Origin of the sequence: Bacteroides sp. ET336, from assembly GCF_024733815.1 — a bacterium.
Lineage (GTDB): Bacteria > Bacteroidota > Bacteroidia > Bacteroidales > Bacteroidaceae > Phocaeicola > Phocaeicola cellulolyticus.
On sequence record NZ_JANRHK010000005.1, the window covers coordinates 175,764 to 192,936 of the forward strand.

Sequence of the window (17,173 nt, forward strand, 5' to 3'; positions counted from 1 at the left end):
TAGCTTGGTTAGTTTACCTCTGTGTTAATTTCACTTGCTTGTAGTGCTGCTGTCATTGTCAGCCTTGTTTTCCTCCTGGCTTATATCTTCAGGAGCAACCTGTACTTTCACTCCCGGTGTGAGCTTGTGGTAACCTTCTGTCACAATCATTTCTCCCGGTGCCAGACCTCTTTCCACTACAACATCGTTCTTGAATTCCGGACCTATCTCAATGAAACGTCTTTCAGCTACGGAGTCACGTCGCATCACGAATACGTATGATCCGCCTTTTTCGATGATAAGTGATTTCTTTGGAATAACTGTAGCATTCTCTCTTACGTCGAGAAGCACCTTAACGCTTGTAAACTGTCCTGGAAGAAGAACATGTTCGGGATTTGGAAGTTCAGCTCTTACCTGGAATGTACCTGTCTTTGGATTAACCTGAGGAGCCGCGAAATCCACCAAACCTTTATGCTCATATACGGTATTGTCCGGCAGTGTAACTGTTACTGTCTGTTTCCATGTACGTGTAGTGTCTCTCTGACCAAAAGTAACGTTTCTTTCCTTGCTTTTTAGATAGTCAAGGGCTGTCATGCTGAAATCCACGTTTACGGTGTCACTCTTTACTATTGTAGCTAGCAATGATTTACCTCCGGTACCAACCAGAGTTCCAGGGTCAACAAGTCTTTCACTGATATGTCCTGAAATAGGAGAGCGTACGATTGTATATCCCAATTCCTGTTCAGCTTGTTCTAGGTCAGCCTTACTCATACCTACACTTGCCTCTGCTGTTTCGTATGCGGCTATGGCATTATCCAAGTCCAGCTGGCTGGCAGCGTTCTGCTCATAAAGTGGACGGATACGGTCCAAATCACGTTTGGCTTTCAGAGCCGTAGCCTCGTCTTTCTTTAGCTGTGCTCTAGCCTTATCGGCTTTTGCGCGGTATTGGTCCTGATTGATAACAAAAAGTATCTGATCTTTTTTAACGTAACTACCTTCTTCGAAGTGCATTCTTTCAAGGAAGCCTTCTACTCTGGCTCTTACTTCAACGAAAAGTTGTGCCCTGATTCGTCCTACATAGTCTCCATAGATTTCAACATTCTCCTGTACGACAGGTTGCACACATACTATAGGTCTTTCGACGACAGGTTTTTCTTTCCTGTTGAAGATAAAATAAAGACCTACTACTAAGACAATGCAGATGCATGAGTAAATGGCTTGTTTCTTCTTGAATTTCAAGTCCTTTCTTGTCAAAAATCGTTTCATATACAAATCTGTTAATATTTTAGATGCCGTTAAATTAATGGCAATCCATATGCCATAATTGAGACGGAGAATCTAATTTGCTGAAAATAAACTGTTTAAAATGTATTGTCAAGTAGTTTTTATTATTAAAAGGTGTGTAATTTTTCCACAAAACTGTGGAAACGATATGTGATTTTTCTGTTTCTTACCAAATCCGGATATTTTTTTGTATAATATTGCGCTACAAAGATACACATAAAATAGGAATAATTAATACCTTTGCAGCCGAAAACAAAACTTGACTATATGGAACATCTTCAGACGACTGAAAAAGTACACGATGAGCTGTTGCTTCATCGAAGAGTAGATTTACTTCTACGCACCGGAAAACTTCTGGTTGAGAGTCTTGCCGATACTAACCGTGTGGTAAGGAATATGAAGCGTACTGCCGCTTTCCTGGGTATTCCGGAAGAAAAACTTCACATCAATGTCAGCTTCACAATGCTTATGGTAAATGTGAGTGATGGTGATTACTCATTCACAAAATTCCAGAGGATAGATGGTCATGGAGTGAACATGACTGCCATATCGGCTGTGAGCAAATTGTCATGGCGTGCAATTGAGAATGACTACACCCTTGACCAATATGAAGAGGAGCTGGAAGAAATTCGTAAACGCAAGCGTAACTATACTCCTTGGCAGGTTGCTGTCGGTGCCGGTTTTGCCTGCGGTGGATTCTGTATCCAGTTCGGTTGCGACTGGGTTGCTTTCCTTTATGCGTCAATAGCTGCCATTATCGGTATGAGAGTACGTGCCAAATGTAATGAGTCAGGTCTAAATCATTACATGGGTATTGCTATAGCTGCTTTTATTTCTACAATGTTGGCATGGGCATCTACATTATTGCCTGCTTCGTGGACAACCACTCCATGGCATCCGCTTTTGGCATGTGCATTGTTCATTGTACCGGGAGTGCCGTTGATAAACTTTGTTGATGATATGCTGGACAATTATATTCAGGTCGGTATAGTACGTGCGGTCAATACATTGCTTATGGTTTCTGCCATGGCTTTCGGTATAGCATTTGCCGTTAAGATATGTCATATTGAAAATTTCTTCCCGACCATCAGTATGGTTCCTCACCACAATTATATTGAATATGCCATAGCGGCTGCCATCTCAGCAATGGGATTCTCTATGATATTCAATATACCACGCCGTCTGTTGTGGGTTGTTGCCATAGGAGGTATAATAGCTGTTTGTACACGTAACTTTGTGAACCTCGGTCCAAGTACAGACAATATAGGTCTTGATATGGGACTCGTGATAGGATCGTTTGCCGGTTCTGTATTGGTAAGTCTTATAGCTATCAAGGCTGTACACTGGTTCCACTGTCCAAACCACGTGTTGACTATCCCTTCTGTCATTCCTATGATTCCTGGAGTGCTTATGTATCGTATGCTTTTCGGTATCATCAATATGAATGTGGAATCACCTGAACAGATTTCAATCTTGATGAAGGCTATACAGAGCGGTATTACTTCCGGTATGGTGATATTATGTATTTCCCTTGGAGTTGCCATCCCTAACATCTTCCGACGTAAATACATCGCTAAAGAGAAGAACAAACGTCTGAAAGAAATTCTTGCAGAACGCAGAGCTCGTGGCAAATTCGTAGAATGGTAATCAATTCAGATTGATTTTATATAAAAAACAGCTCCGGCATATTGGAATTTATTTCCTTATGCCGGAGCTGTTTTTTTATGCTATAGATTTATTGGTCAGGATTATCAACTTTTCCTTTATACTCGTTCGGTAACGCACTTTCTATTACCTTATACGATTCTTCCATAAGCTCCTTGATGTTTTCAGGACCTTTGCATTTTGGGAAAATAGGCTTGTGGATGGTAAGCTTCATAGGATGCCATGACAACAGTTTTCCAGTACGCGGAAGTATATTGAACGAGCCGTCTATCGTCAAAGGAACGACCGGTAACTGAAGTTCGTCTGCCAGCTGGAAAGCTCCTTTCTTGAAAATACCCATGTGTCCGGTGAATGTTCTAGCTCCCTCAGGGAAAACCACCAGCGAAGTTCCGTCTTTCAGCACATGGAATGCCTGTTCTATGGTTTCGTGTATTTTTCTAGGTCCAGATTTGTCAACGAAGATAAATCCTGCTGATTCGCATGCCTTACCCACAAATGGTATTTTTCTAAGGCTTTTCTTCATCATCCATTTGAAGTTTCTTCCCAGAAAACCGTATATCAGGAAGATGTCGAACGAACCCTGATGATTTGCTACAAACACATATGATTGTTTCTGGTCTATATTTTCATGCCCTTTTACTTTTATAGGCAGAAGTAAAGTGTAACATGTTATTTGTGACCAGAGTTTTCCGGGATAATACCCCCAGAAATGTCCGTTGCCAAGATGGCATCCGATCATTGTTGTCAGTGCCGTAAGAATTGTTGTTACAAGGAATATCGGCAAACCAATGCAAATCTGATAGATAATGTACAATAATTTCATATTTATGAGTTTTTGAGTTTCTGTTATTTTTTCTTTAGTGTGATTACTGTTATTTCCGGCCATGCTCCAAGTCGCATCGGGAACAGTACGTGTCCTAGTCCTATGTTTACGTAAAGTCCTCTTTCTCCTTCCATATACATGCCGTTGTGTTCAGGATAAATGAACGATGATACAGACAACCCAAAGAACGTAATCTGCATATCGTGTGTATGCCCCGACAGTGTGAGTTCAATATCCGATTCCGGTAGAATTTGCCTGCGCCAGTGGGTAGGGTCGTGGCTCATCAGTATCTGGAACATACCTTCGGTGCCTGCTGAGGCCTCTTTCAGACGGGCATAGTCTGGGAAGGGCGGGCGTCCGCTATTCTCTACTCCTATCACTGCTATAGAGTCATTACCTCTTCTGATGATGGTATGACTGTTGTTCAACATTCTCCATCCCATTCTGTTTTCACGGGCAATGAGAGAATCTATATTTGCAATCCTGTCTGCTTCGGAATTCCACTTGACGTATGTCCCGTAATCATGGTTTCCCAATACGGAGTAAACACCATCTTTTGCTTTCAGTTCAGAGAAAATTTCTGTGAACTCTAAAAGTTCGTCGGAACGGCTGTTTACAAGATCGCCTGTGAACAAAGCCAAATCTGCGTTTTGTCTGTTGCATAAGTCTATGGCTTTTTTCAAGGCTTCCGGATTTCCTTTCCAGCTTCCGGAATGTATGTCAGAGAGTTGCATAACCCTGTAGCCGTCGAATTCTTCAGGCAGGTTTGCCGATGTGAATGTTACTTCCCTTACCTTGAAGTTTTCTTTTCCCTTTATTGCTCCGAAAAGAATATATCCCAGCATAGCCAGAGCAGGCAGGGTAGATATGGTTGCGTGAGGTATTTTCAATCCAGAAATCTTATTGATACCCCTCAGTATAAGGCTGAATAATACAAACGTCAGTTTTGGAATGCAGAAACATAAAGTTACGATAAGGTATATGCCGAAATAGTCGTGCAGAATGTCGTGTAAGGCTATGAAGATAGCCAGCAGCAGTAGCAGACCTATAGTAGGCCACCAAAGAAGCCTGCTGTAAAGCTTGTTTTTCTTACACCTTATATATACACGGTGTATGTACCAGTCCGGTAACAACAGCATCAGCAGAAAAAATATTGCAACTCTAAGTAAGATCATTAAGAATTAATAATTAAGAATTAAAAATTAACAACTAACAACTGATTACCCAACATTTGCCCTCAGATACTTTCTCATTTCATCGGCAGTCTTGCCACGTCTCTCAGCATAGTCGGCAAGTTGCGCTTCGTCTATTTTTCCGACACTGAAGTATCTTGACTGCGGATGCGCGAACATCAGTCCGCTCACCGAAGCATGGGGGTGCATCATACCGTTTTCAGTCAGAGTTATTCCGATACGCTTCATATCCAACAAATCATCAAGCAGAAAGTTCACCGAAATGTCGGGAAGTGACGGATAGCCTACAGCAGGACGTATTCCACAATACTTTTCATCCAACAGCTCTTTCACACTCAGGTTTTCGTCAGGAGCATATCCCCAGACCGATTTTCTGATTGTTTCATGAATCTTTTCTGCTGCCGCTTCAGCCAGTCTTTCAGCCAAAGTCTTGCATAGCATATGCTTGTAGTCATCGTCTTCGAATTCTTTTTCCATTTCCGGGTCAATTGTGGTGGCAAAACATCCCACAGTATCAGTCATACCATAGGATGCAGGTCTGACGAAGTCGCTAAGACACAGAAACGGGTCAGAGTCTTTAACTCTTGATTGTTGCCTTAACAGCGGAAATCTTGTCCCTTCCATTATCAGATTGTCGCCGTCCGAATTGGCATCCATCAGGCGGTACATGGCATAAACTTTGAAGCGTCCGTCCAGACTGTTTAGCATTCTCTGTGCTTCCTTGTGCAGTTGCATTGCCTCGGAAGCCTTTGGCCTTTCATCTTCCTTGAAAGATACAAGCCACATTGCACGGCAGCCGTCACAGCCATGAATATCGGCTATAGACGAATATTTGGGTTGAAATCCCCATGCGTGGAAAAAGTAAATCCAGTTTATGTAATCAGCCAGTTCGTGTATGTAGTATTCTTTTACTGTGATGTCTGTACGCATTATTAATTAGAATTTAAAAGTTGTTAGATATTAGTTTTTAGTTGTTAGAGCCATTCGGATGGAATTAATAGCCAACAACTAACAACTAAAAACTAATTTTACAATCATCTGTTAAATACCAGTGCCTGACCTCTGTGGGCAGTATTTACGGTATCATTTTCGTAAACCACGGTTCCGTTTACCAGGGTCTTCTCAACCTTGGAATGGAAGTTTCTTCCCTCCATAGGGCTCCATCCGCAGCGGCTCTTTATGCAGTCGGCAGTGACAGTCCATTCATGGTCAGGATTCAGTATCACCAGGTCTGCCTTATATCCCTCGCGGATAAATCCTCTTTCCTTAATCTGATACAGTTCGGCAGGAGCATGACACATTTTCTGTACAAGCTGTTCCACTGACAATACACCTTCCTTGACAAGCTCATATATACTTACCAATGAGAATTGCAGGCTAGGCATACCCGATACAGCCTTCAGTGCACCGCCTTGTTTTTCAGAGAGAAGGTGAGGAGCGTGGTCTGTACCTATCACGTCTATAAGATTGCTGCTCAATGCTTTTCTCAGAGCGTCACGGTCTGCACGTGTCTTGATGCTAGGATTACATTTTATGCGTCCGCCAAGAGTCTTGTAGTCTTCATCGCAGAACATAAGATGCGAAACGCAAGCTTCCGAAGTGATTTTCTTTTCCTTCAGAGGTTTATCCTCAAACAGTTCGAGTTCCTTCGCTGTACTTACATGCAGGATATGAAGACGCGCTCCTGTCTCTTTAGCCAGTCTCACGGCAAGAGATGATGAGTTATAGCAAGCTTCCTCGCTGCGGATTATCGGATGAAGAGAAATGTCGGCATCTTCGCCATACTTTTCTTTCACTTCGGCTGTGTTGCGGCTAATCACGGTCTGGTCCTCACAGTGAGTTGCAATCAGCATTCCCGCTTCGGAGAATATCTTCTTCAGAGCTTCCATGCGGTCCACAAGCATGTTGCCTGTACTTGCGCCCATAAACAGTTTCACGCCGCAGACATGAGTCTTGTCAAGATCTTTAAGCTGGTCGGCATTATTGTTCGTTGCCCCGAAATAGAAAGAATAGTTCACCACGCACTTGGTAGCGGCATCGGCAAACTTGTTTTCCAGAGCCTCGATGGTAGTGGTCTGCGGATTGCAGTTAGGCATATCCATGAACGAAGTCACACCACCGGCAGCAGCCGCAGCGGTTTCTGTAGCCATATCAGCCTTGTGTGTAAGTCCAGGGTCGCGGAAATGCACATGGTCGTCAATCACTCCAGGAAGCAGGAAGCAGCCTTCTGCGTCAATGGTCTCGTTTATATCACATTCAGGCGTAGCATCGCCTTCGATAATTCTGTATATTGTTTCATCCTCAGTAACAACCGAGCCTTTAAACTGTCTGCCTTCGTTCACGATGACAGCATTCTTTATCCAAATTCTTTTCATCTTTATATATTAAGAATTGACTAATTGATTAGATTTCTAATTCTAAAAACTAATAACCAATGTCTGAAAACTAACAACCTTTTCTTTTAGGATATTTTTTGAACCAACTATCCCATTTCAGTTTCATTACTCCGAACACAGCCTCACCGAATATGCTGCTGTTCATCTTAGAAGTTCCGAGTTCACGGTTGATGAATATAACCGGCACTTCTATAATCTTGAATCCGCACTTGTAGGCAGTGAATTTCATTTCAATCTGGAAAGCATATCCCTTGAAGCGGATTTTATCCAGATCGATGGTTTCAAGTACTTCACGTCTGTAGCACTTGAATCCGGCAGTAGTGTCGTGTACAGGTATTCCGGTGATAAATCTCACATATTTGGATGCGAAGTACGACATCAAAACTCTGCCCATAGGCCAGTTAACCACGTTCACTCCGCTGATGTATCTTGAACCGATAGCCACATCTCCGCCGTCTTCATGGCAAGCCTTGTAGAGTCTTGGCAAGTCGTTAGGGTTATGGCTGAAGTCGGCATCCATTTCGAAAATATAGTCATACTTCTTTTCTATAGCCCATTTGAATCCTGTGATATATGCAGTTCCTAGTCCCAGTTTACCTTTTCTTTCAATCATGAAAAGCCTTTCCGGAAATTCTTTCTGCAGCCTTCTCACTATGTCTGCTGTTCCGTCCGGCGAGTTATCTTCTATAATAAGGATGTGGAAAAACTTTTCCAGTCCGAACACGGCACGGATTATATTCTCAATGTTTTCCTTCTCGTTGTAAGTAGGAATTATGATGATGCTGTCACTGTTTTGCATATAAAAATGTGTAGTTTGTACTTAAAAACAAAGGTAATGAAAAAATCCTCCACCCCTTGTTATTAATTGTTAATTGTTGCATGGCGAAACATATTTATTTTGCGGATGCTTTCTTATGTCAAAATTTCTTGCCATATTTACCGTGACACGTTCGTGTTCCGCGCGTTACACGTTTGTGTTCCGCTCGTTGCACGTTCGTGTTCCGCGCGTTACACGTACGTGTTCCGCTATCTTTGATATGGAATTTTTAATTGAAAAGCGTAAAACATAAAAAGAATAAAAGTATGCCTGTAAAATTTGATTTGTATAGTAATCCTGAAAAAGAGGGAGTTACGTCCCGTAAACTACATGCCAAAGTAATATCAAAAGGAGTTGTGAATACAAGAAACCTTGGTGAGAGAGTAAACCAGAAATGTTCCCTTACCGCTTCTGATGTATGGGGAGTGCTGACAGCCCTGCAGACAGAATTCTATAATGCCTTCAGCGAGGGTTATTCTGTCAATTTGGAGGGTATCGGCAGTTTTAATCTCAGTCTTAAATGCGCTCCCGATGTAGATCCTAAATATGTATCTTCCAAAGACATAAAGGTAAAAGGTATCCGCTTTGTTCCCGACAAGAAATTGCTAGAAATGCTTAATAAGGTTCATTTCGAACATGATATTGATGATTCCCGTCATTCCGGAAATATGGAACAAGCTGATATAATAGTCAAGATTGACAGATACTTTGTGTATAACCGTTTCATGCGCCGTGCGGATTTTGAAAAGCTGACTGGTTTCAACAAGTCTAAAGCTTTGCGCACTCTGAAAATTCTTGTAGCAGACGGAGTGCTGAAGAATGTGGGAACAGTGAATATGCCGATGTATATTAAGAACCAAATATAAACCATTGATTATGAATAAATTTAATGTATTCCTGGCTGCAATAGCTTTTTCGTTATGTATCTCGTCATGCGAAACCTCAAAAACTCCGATAGAACATCTGTCTTCGCTGGTAGAACAGGTGGAAGACAGGTATGATGAATTTACGGAAGAAGATTGGGAAAAGATAGCTTCTGAGTATGAGAAGATTGAAGAGGAAATGTCGAAATACGAGTTTACCGATGACGAACTGAAGGAGATAGGAAAGCTGAAAGGCAGGATTTATGCAAAAATGACCAAAAACGCCTTGAAAGATTTTTCAAAACAGATAGAGGATTGGGGTAAGCAGATTGAAGGCGGTGTGGAAGGTTTCTTTGAGGAATTAAACGAGGATTGAAGCTAGGTTGGTGTTTATATGGTGGACAGATATGTAAAAAAAATATTAATTTTGTCGCATAATAACTCAAATGAATAATGATAAAGGATATAACTGAAAAGAATAATAATGTCACCCTCGGAGCTAAAGAAGTGGAAGTGCTGAGGGAAAATTTTCCAGCATGCTTCCATGCCGACGGTTCTTTCGATATAGAACGTTTTAAAGAATATTTGAAAGACAAGATAAATGTGACGGATGAGGGGTATGAACTTCGTTTTTTGGGTAAGAATTATGCCAGACTGTTGGCTTCGCTCGATACCACAACAGTTGTTGTCCCTGATGAAAAACATAACAGCATGCCCGAGAACAAGGACAGCAAAAACGTATATATCAGCGGTGACAATATAGATGCGTTGAAGCATTTGCTGAAATCTTATGCCGGACGCATAAAGTGCATTTACATAGACCCTCCGTACAACACAGGCTCCGATGGTTTTGTATATAACGATTCTTTCAAGTTTACTCCCGAAGAACTGTCTTCCAAACTTAGTATTTCTGAGGAACAGGCGATTAGAATTCTTGATTTGACACGTCGTGGCACGGCCACTCATTCTGCATGGCTGATGTTCATGCTTCCACGCCTTGTGCTTGCCAGAGATTTGCTGACAGACGATGGTGTGATTTTTATTTCCATAGATGATAATGAACAGAGTAATCTGAAGCTGTTGTGTGACGATGTGTTTGGGGAAGAGAATTTTCTTGGTAATATCGTCAGGTCTACCGGTCAGACTACCGGGCAGGATAGTGGCGGACTTGGAAGTTCTTTTGATTATATTCTTGTATATTCAAGGAAGGAAGGTTATGAATTGAACGGACTGGAACTTTCTGAAAAAGACAAAAAGCGTTTCCAGGATAAGGATGATGTGGGCTTTTACGCTTATGACCAATTGAGAAAGACAGGCTCTAATGATAAACGTGAAGATCGTCCTAATCTATATTATGGAATAAAAAATCCTGATGGAGAAATTTTGTATCCTACAGCTACTGCAGGGTATGACAGTCGTTGGCGTGTAGAGAAGACTTCGTATGAGAATCTCGTGAAAAACAATATGATTCTTTGGAAAAAGACTATGCGCAATAATGAGGAAGTTTGGTGGCCGTATGTTAAATATTATCTTGATGGGCGAACCAAAAGGCCTTCACCGTTATGGAACGACCTTGAGGGCAATAAGAAGGCTGCAAGAGAAGTCAGGGATTTGTTTGACGGGAAAAAAGTGTTTGATTTTCCAAAGCCAATTGATTTATTGAATAGGATTATTACTATAGCTACGGAAAAAGATTCCATTATTGTTGATTTCTTTGGAGGGTCTTCTACTACGGCTCATGCTTTAATGAAGAAAAATTCTGAAGATGGTGGTGACAGGACTTTTATATTGGTTCAGTTGCAAGAGTTGTGTGAAAAGGATTCTGAAGCTTTCAAATGTGGTTTCAGAACCATAGACAAAATAGGTATGGAGCGCATCAAGCGTGCCGCAAACAAGATAAAACAGGAAAATCCTCTGTTCCACGGCGATTTGGGATTCAAGCATTATACTCTGCAAGAACCTTCGGACATAGCAGTGGAAAAAATGGAAAACTATGACCCGAAATATATATTTGGCGACAAAACGCTTGTTGATGAGTTCGGTGTACCTACCATTCTTGCCACATGGCTTGTAAGGGACGGCTACGGATTGACTCCGGAGATAGAAACACTCGATTTCGACGGGTACGAGGTTTACTGTATGCCTAACCACCTCTATATTATTAATCCCGGACTTACGAACGAGGCTGTAGGAGGACTGCTTGACAAATATCAGACAGAGGCCGAATTCAATCCGCAGAATATAGTGGTATATGGCTATGCGTTGATGTGGAACGAGCAGCAGGGACTGAAAGACAATATGCAGACAGTCCAGGCAGGAGAAAAGAATATGCGTATTAATTTTGATATCCGTTATTGACATAAATATATATGGAACTTATACTTCAACCATCGTTGCCACATCAGCAGAAAGCCGTGGATGCTATAGCCGATGTGTTTCATAAGACCACTATAGAGTCGCCATCGGTATATTATGCCAATCCGCAGATAACTACATATATAGACGGTGTAGGAGCCAATATAAAGAATATTCAGGATGCCAATGGATTGTCTGTGGAATACAAGGGATACAGTTATGACAGTAAGTGCCTGAATCTGGATATAAAAATGGAGACAGGTACGGGAAAGACGTATGTATATACCCATGCCATGTACGAACTGCACAAACGTTACGGTATCAACAAATTCATAGTGGCTGTGCCTACACTTCCCATAAAGGCAGGAGCAAGGCAGTTTATGGGTGATTATGCAGTGAAACGTCATTTCCGCGATGTCTGCGGATATGAAGCTGAAATAGAATTGCTCACATTGGAGCCTGCGAAGAACAAGAAAAAGGGAAGGCAGTATTTCCCTACGGCTGTAAGTGAGTTCGTAAAAGGCTCAAGCCGCAATTCCAACAAGATATATGTTCTTCTGGTTAATATGCAGCTGCTGAAAGTGGCTAAAGGTTATATGCTTAGCCGTGATGATTACGGAACGGTTGTAGAGGGCTTTTATCGTCCTTTTAATGCTCTGCGTGCCACAAGGCCGTTTGTCATAATAGACGAACCGCACAAGTTTTCGCGCGAACAGAAAGCCTTCGGTGTGATAATGGATGAGCTTGCACCACAGTGTATAATACGTTTTGGTGCCACTTTCCCGGAAATTACTATTGGTAAAGGTAAGACCAAGAGGGCTATTCAGGAATATAAAAACCTGCTTTATGACCTTAACGCCTGCCAGGCATTCAATCAGGGACTGATAAAGGGGGTTGCAAAGGAGCATTTCGAGCCTGTTTCAAAGAAGAATGAAAAGGTGAAACTACTGTCCGTAGTGAAAAATGACGTGGCTACATTCCAGTACAGAAGTGCTGACAAGCCTACACGTACGTTTCATCTGCATGTCGGTGATTCGCTGTCCGTAATGGCGGAAGAGTTCAGCGGCATCATGATAGAATCCATAGACAGAAACTGTATAGAACTCTCCAACGGACTGACGAAAAATGTAGGAGAGGAGATAGATGTGGACATATACATGAATTCATATCAGGAACAGATGCTCCGCCTCGCTTTGGAAAGGCATTTTGAGACAGAACGCTCAAATTTCAGTGGAAGGAAGTTTAAAATCAAGACTTTGGCTCTTTTTTTTATTGATGATATTACGTCGTATAGAGAAAGTTCCGACGGCAAGAAACCTTATCTGCTGCGTACTTTTGAGCGGTTGCTGAAAGAAAAACTTGAAGATACAATAGCCGTACTAAGCGACAGCGAACATGAATATAGGGATTTTCTTGAAGCAAGCCTTAGTGATATAAAAGCCTGTCATGCGGGATATTTTGCGCAGGACAACAGTTCCTCGGACGAGGATATAGCCCGCGAGGTGGACGATATCCTCAACGGTAAGAAGCAACTTCTTTCTTTCAGGGATAAAGACGGTAATTATATATTGCGAAGATTTCTCTTTTCCAAATGGACGCTTAAGGAAGGGTGGGACAATCCCAACGTATTCACCATAGCCAAGCTCCGTTCCAGCGGAAGTGACAACTCTAAACTTCAGGAGGTAGGCCGTGGATTGCGTCTCCCGGTTGATGAGTGTGGCAACAGAATCTCGAACGAGGATTTCATGCTCAACTATATAGTGGATTTCACTGAAGCTGATTTTGCCGACAAATTAGTAGAGCAAATCAACAGCGAGATTCCTGAAACTGTATTTATCTCATTCAGGCATATTGCTGCGATAGCTGCAAAAATGGGAGTGGACAAGAGAGATCTTATGGCAGAACTTCTGAAGAAAAGGTATTTGGATCCCGATGATTCGGATATGCTTTCCGTGGTTCCTGAAAACAGGGTAAAATTCTTCGATGAATATCCGTTGTTCCGTTCGGGAGTTGTATCTGACAAGATTAAGGATAATAATAAGTTGAAAAACAAGCCTGTGGGAATACGAAAAGCTCGTTTTGAGGAAATCAGCGAATTGTGGAGTATTCTGAACAGGCGATATACCATCTGGTATGAAGAAGAACTTAATTCAAAAATCCGGGATGCTCTGACATATATTTTAGAGTCGGAAGGTGTTTTCTCCGAGCAGGTCATCACAAGTCATAGGGATGTGGTGAAGAGTGACGGCGAACAGATGTCTCTTCTTATGGATGGGGGAGTGCAATATACGATAAAGAACTCACTGCCATACGGTGTATTCCTGAAACGTATTTCGTTGGCTACCAATATTCCCATACCTGTGCTGCACAGTGCGTTAAACAATTATGTGGAAAAGCATGGTAGACTGAAGAACTCCTTCTTTAATGAGCAGTCGGCTGGGATTATAATCAGTAAATTTGCCGAATGGAAGGCGGAAAACCTGATGGGGCATTTCAAATATAAAAAGACGAATGGAAATATCGGAGCGACGGCATTGACTTACAGTGATGGCACAGTAAGAAAAGAAATAGCTCAGGGCAGGATAGGTACAAAGGTAGTAGAAGGAGAGCCTATGGCAAAATATCTGTATAATACTAAGGCGTTTGATTCTCCATTGGAACTGGAAAATATAAATGCTGACATAGCCGAGGTTGTTGTCTATGGCAAGATTCCGCGAAACAGTATAGCTATTCCTACTGTGGCAGGAGGTACTTATAGCCCAGACTTTATGTATGTGGTAAAAAAGAAAAATGGTGAAAAGGAACTGAACATAGTAGTGGAGTCTAAAGATGTTGACAATATGACCGGAACCCGTGGATTGGAAAATCTCAAGATAGAGTGTGCCAAGGTGTTTTTCGACAATCTTTCTTCGCAAGGTTATACAGTACATTTCAGAACACAGGTTAACAACAAAAAGATGTTGCAGATTGTGAATGAGGTATTGGCGTGATATTTATTGAATATAATCAAAAACTGGTAATAATGAGAAAAATTTATCCTAGAGAATGGGTGTCTATGCATCCATATACAAAAACCGATGCGACAGACAATTATTACTGTAAATTGGTAAATAGAATAATTGAATTGTTATATGATTATGACATAATGGAGGGAGAAACAGAGCCGGAAGACGAGATTTACGAAGACACGGCGATATTTCTTGTCGGATGGTTTGAAGATATTATTTCGCAGACCGGTGTCTGGCAGGTATTCACTTCGCAGTGCGAAAAACGCTATGGCAGCCGATTGCCTTTCTATGAAACGGGCGAAGATTATTATCCCGACGAAATAAATGTGGAAGACGTACGCTTCATTCTGTGGCATTGCTTTCAGAGAGATAAAATAGGGGAGAAAATCTATAATCCTGAGAATACCGGTATTTTGGCATTGGCAAATGAAATATACGATATCTTCGACGAGGAGTTCGAGACAGCTCCGGTGAATGAAAGACTTCAGGATTTCTTTGATTTCTCTTATTTGACTGAGGGTGATTTCATTGAATACAGAAATAAAGTAGAGTGGTTCTATTTTGACTCATATATCAACATGGGTTGTTATGAATGTTATTTGGATAGCCTGTCCGAGCAGATGGAGGAATTGGGGAAGCGTAAGGAACTTGATGACCGTACGATGGATTTGATGATATATTCCTTTAAGATGAACAGCGTGGTGTCGGGCAGAACTCCTCTTCTTGCCATTACTGCTCCTGAATATTTGAAACTTCTTCTTGAGGAACAGGCTGTCAATCATGTGGATGCACCATATATGGATGTGGACAGCAGGATGAGAGCATTTTATCTGGTGACGGACGATACAGATGATTATTATGTGTTCAAAGAGGTTTCAGGCAAGGAGGAAACTTATAAAGTAACAAAAGATTCTATTGAACTGAACGCTCCAAAGTTAATACCGGGTGATATGGTAGTTGCAACAACTCTGTTCAAGTTTGGAAAGTATTGGCAACACAACGGGGCTATGAATATCTATAGCATTAAAGATTTTCCGGAACTTGATGACATTAAGAATAAACTCTCGGATGCTAACAAAAAGGCGGCATACGATGACTTCGTTGCGGCAACTAAAGGAAAACATTTTGTATTCCTGAAAGGAAAAGAAGAGATGAACGATTTCATTTCAAACAAGATGAAATATAAAATAGCTTCAGGACTGAAAATTCCTGATACGGGAAATGACGTATTGATGTTGTGTATTACTCCTAAACAAGGAATATCTGTTGTGCGTAACTATTGTGAATGTATCGCTTCTCCTGATAATCCATATTATAATAAGGAAATGGCAGAAAAGAATGCGTTTAATTTCTTGACAAATAACCAATTGATACCATACGAACTGGCTTGCGAACTTCTTGATAGAGGATACCTGAAGGATGCAGCCTTAAATAACACACAAGGACTGGAACACGGTAAAGAGCTGGTGAGGAAGAATGCCCGGTTCATACTGGATTATTTCTTCAACAGGTGCAGGGAGAAAGATTTAAATGAAATGTATAAATGAATTTAGATTTTTGTCGCTTCGGGATGTTTTTCTTCTCTGAAAGTATTCTCTCGGCTGCTGTTTGTATGACGTGAATGTTTCATTAGAAGAGTTATCTTTGTTAATCTGAGGAATATACTGATATTCCCCAATAAGATTACTTTATGAAACATCACAGAAGATATTTCTGATTAGATATTAGATAAAAGATAATATTGATTAAACACTATTCTGATTATGTTGGTTTATATATCTTGCGCTAAAACAATGACAGCGCAAAGTAAGCAAAAAGCACCGTTAACCACAAAACCGGTATTTTATAACGAGGCTGTGCAGAATGCGATGTATATGTCGCAATTCAATAAAGAGGAACTAGGGCGAATGCTTAAAATAAACTCCAAACTTGCTGCCGAGAATTACTTCAGATATCATAATTTCTTTTCGGAAGATAATAATGGTCTTTCTGCCATTTTGTCGTACACAGGTATGGTGTTCAAACGTCTTGCTGTGAAGGATTTCTCGGATGAGGACTTGAAATATGCACAGGAACATCTGTTAATCACTTCCTTTCTTTATGGGTTACTCCGTCCGCTTGATGTTATAAAAAATTATCGTCTGGAAGGAGATGTGAGACTTCCGGAAAGGGGTAACGTGACAATGTTTGATTATTGGAAACCTGTTTTGACTGATTTCTTTATTGATGAAATTAAGAAAAAGGGAGGAATTCTTATAAATCTTGCCAGTAGCGAGATGAAGGATCTTTTCGACTGGAAACGTGTGTGCAGTGAAGTCAGAGTAATAACTCCTGATTTTCATGTTTACAAAAACGGTAAGCTTTCAACAGTGGTTGTCTATGCCAAGATGTGTCGCGGCGAAATGACGCGTTATATCTTGAAAAACAGGATAGAAGACCCTGAACATCTTAAACTTTTCGAATGGGAAGGATTTTGTTATAATGAGCATGAAAGTACCGGTGATAATCCGGTGTTTACTATGGGATAGTCATTTCTTATATGTAAACTCAAATGCATGGCAGTGCAGTTTTTATAGATATCAGATTATTAATATGGAAAACTAATATATAAAGTAGTTTCCATTTAGATTAATTATTTATCACTATTTTTGTATCTGGAAATATATATCAAATGGGAAAAAGGCTAATGTTTCGGATAAAGGTTGTATTATTTACGAAATTGTTAGGATGACTGGAGTATAAAAAGAAATTATGTGATTATGGTAACATATAAAGATATAATTAATCAAA

General features: G+C 40.9%; 13 protein-coding genes. 7 read left to right on the forward strand and 6 right to left on the reverse strand.

Annotated elements, in window-relative coordinates:
* Positions 1-30 precede the first annotated feature (30 nt).
* Positions 31-1,245, reverse strand: a complete 1,215-nt coding sequence (locus NW213_RS07575; RefSeq protein WP_258322371.1) for an efflux RND transporter periplasmic adaptor subunit — start codon at positions 1,243-1,245, stop codon at positions 31-33.
* A 285-nt stretch (positions 1,246-1,530) separates the two neighbouring features.
* On the opposite strand from NW213_RS07575, the gene NW213_RS07580 reads away from it, so the two are divergent.
* Positions 1,531-2,910, forward strand: coding sequence for a threonine/serine exporter ThrE family protein (locus tag NW213_RS07580; RefSeq protein WP_258322372.1), 1,380 nt, complete (start codon positions 1,531-1,533; stop codon positions 2,908-2,910).
* Between the two features lie 88 nt (positions 2,911-2,998).
* Here the strand turns inward: NW213_RS07580 and NW213_RS07585 are convergent, their stop codons facing one another.
* The 5 genes from NW213_RS07585 to NW213_RS07605 form a co-directional block, all read right to left on the reverse strand.
* Positions 2,999-3,751, reverse strand: a complete 753-nt coding sequence (locus tag NW213_RS07585) for a 1-acyl-sn-glycerol-3-phosphate acyltransferase (protein ID WP_154043998.1) — start codon at positions 3,749-3,751, stop codon at positions 2,999-3,001.
* A gap of 23 nt (positions 3,752-3,774) precedes the next feature.
* Positions 3,775-4,926, reverse strand: a complete 1,152-nt coding sequence (locus NW213_RS07590; protein WP_258322373.1) for a metallophosphoesterase — start codon at positions 4,924-4,926, stop codon at positions 3,775-3,777.
* Positions 4,927-4,971: 45 nt separating this feature from the next.
* A complete protein-coding gene (locus NW213_RS07595; RefSeq protein ID WP_258322374.1) occupies positions 4,972-5,874 on the reverse strand; it encodes a vitamin B12 dependent-methionine synthase activation domain-containing protein in 903 nt (300 codons plus the stop codon).
* Between the two features lie 104 nt (positions 5,875-5,978).
* Complete coding sequence (locus NW213_RS07600) at positions 5,979-7,319, reverse strand: dihydroorotase (protein WP_258322375.1); 1,341 nt, start codon at positions 7,317-7,319, stop codon at positions 5,979-5,981.
* A 70-nt stretch (positions 7,320-7,389) separates the two neighbouring features.
* Complete coding sequence (locus NW213_RS07605; RefSeq protein WP_154043994.1) at positions 7,390-8,139, reverse strand: polyprenol monophosphomannose synthase; 750 nt, start codon at positions 8,137-8,139, stop codon at positions 7,390-7,392.
* A gap of 284 nt (positions 8,140-8,423) precedes the next feature.
* On the opposite strand from NW213_RS07605, the gene NW213_RS07610 reads away from it, so the two are divergent.
* From NW213_RS07610 to yaaA, 6 genes are all read left to right on the forward strand, one after another.
* Entirely contained in the window at positions 8,424-9,023 is a 600-nt protein-coding gene (locus NW213_RS07610) for a hypothetical protein (RefSeq protein ID WP_258322376.1), read from the forward strand.
* A 10-nt stretch (positions 9,024-9,033) separates the two neighbouring features.
* Entirely contained in the window at positions 9,034-9,396 is a 363-nt protein-coding gene (locus tag NW213_RS07615; RefSeq protein WP_154043992.1) for a hypothetical protein, read from the forward strand.
* 77 nt (positions 9,397-9,473) lie between these two features.
* The gene (locus NW213_RS07620) at positions 9,474-11,378 is read left to right on the forward strand and encodes a site-specific DNA-methyltransferase (protein ID WP_258322377.1); all 1,905 of its coding nucleotides are present in this window, start codon (positions 9,474-9,476) and stop codon (positions 11,376-11,378) included.
* Between the two features lie 11 nt (positions 11,379-11,389).
* Entirely contained in the window at positions 11,390-14,365 is a 2,976-nt protein-coding gene (locus NW213_RS07625; RefSeq protein ID WP_258322378.1) for a type III restriction-modification system endonuclease, read from the forward strand.
* A 32-nt stretch (positions 14,366-14,397) separates the two neighbouring features.
* Positions 14,398-15,930, forward strand: a complete 1,533-nt coding sequence (locus NW213_RS07630; protein WP_258322379.1) for a DUF3843 family protein — start codon at positions 14,398-14,400, stop codon at positions 15,928-15,930.
* Positions 15,931-16,146: 216 nt separating this feature from the next.
* Complete coding sequence (gene yaaA, locus NW213_RS07635) at positions 16,147-16,911, forward strand: peroxide stress protein YaaA (RefSeq protein ID WP_258322380.1); 765 nt, start codon at positions 16,147-16,149, stop codon at positions 16,909-16,911.
* Positions 16,912-17,173 lie beyond the last annotated feature (262 nt).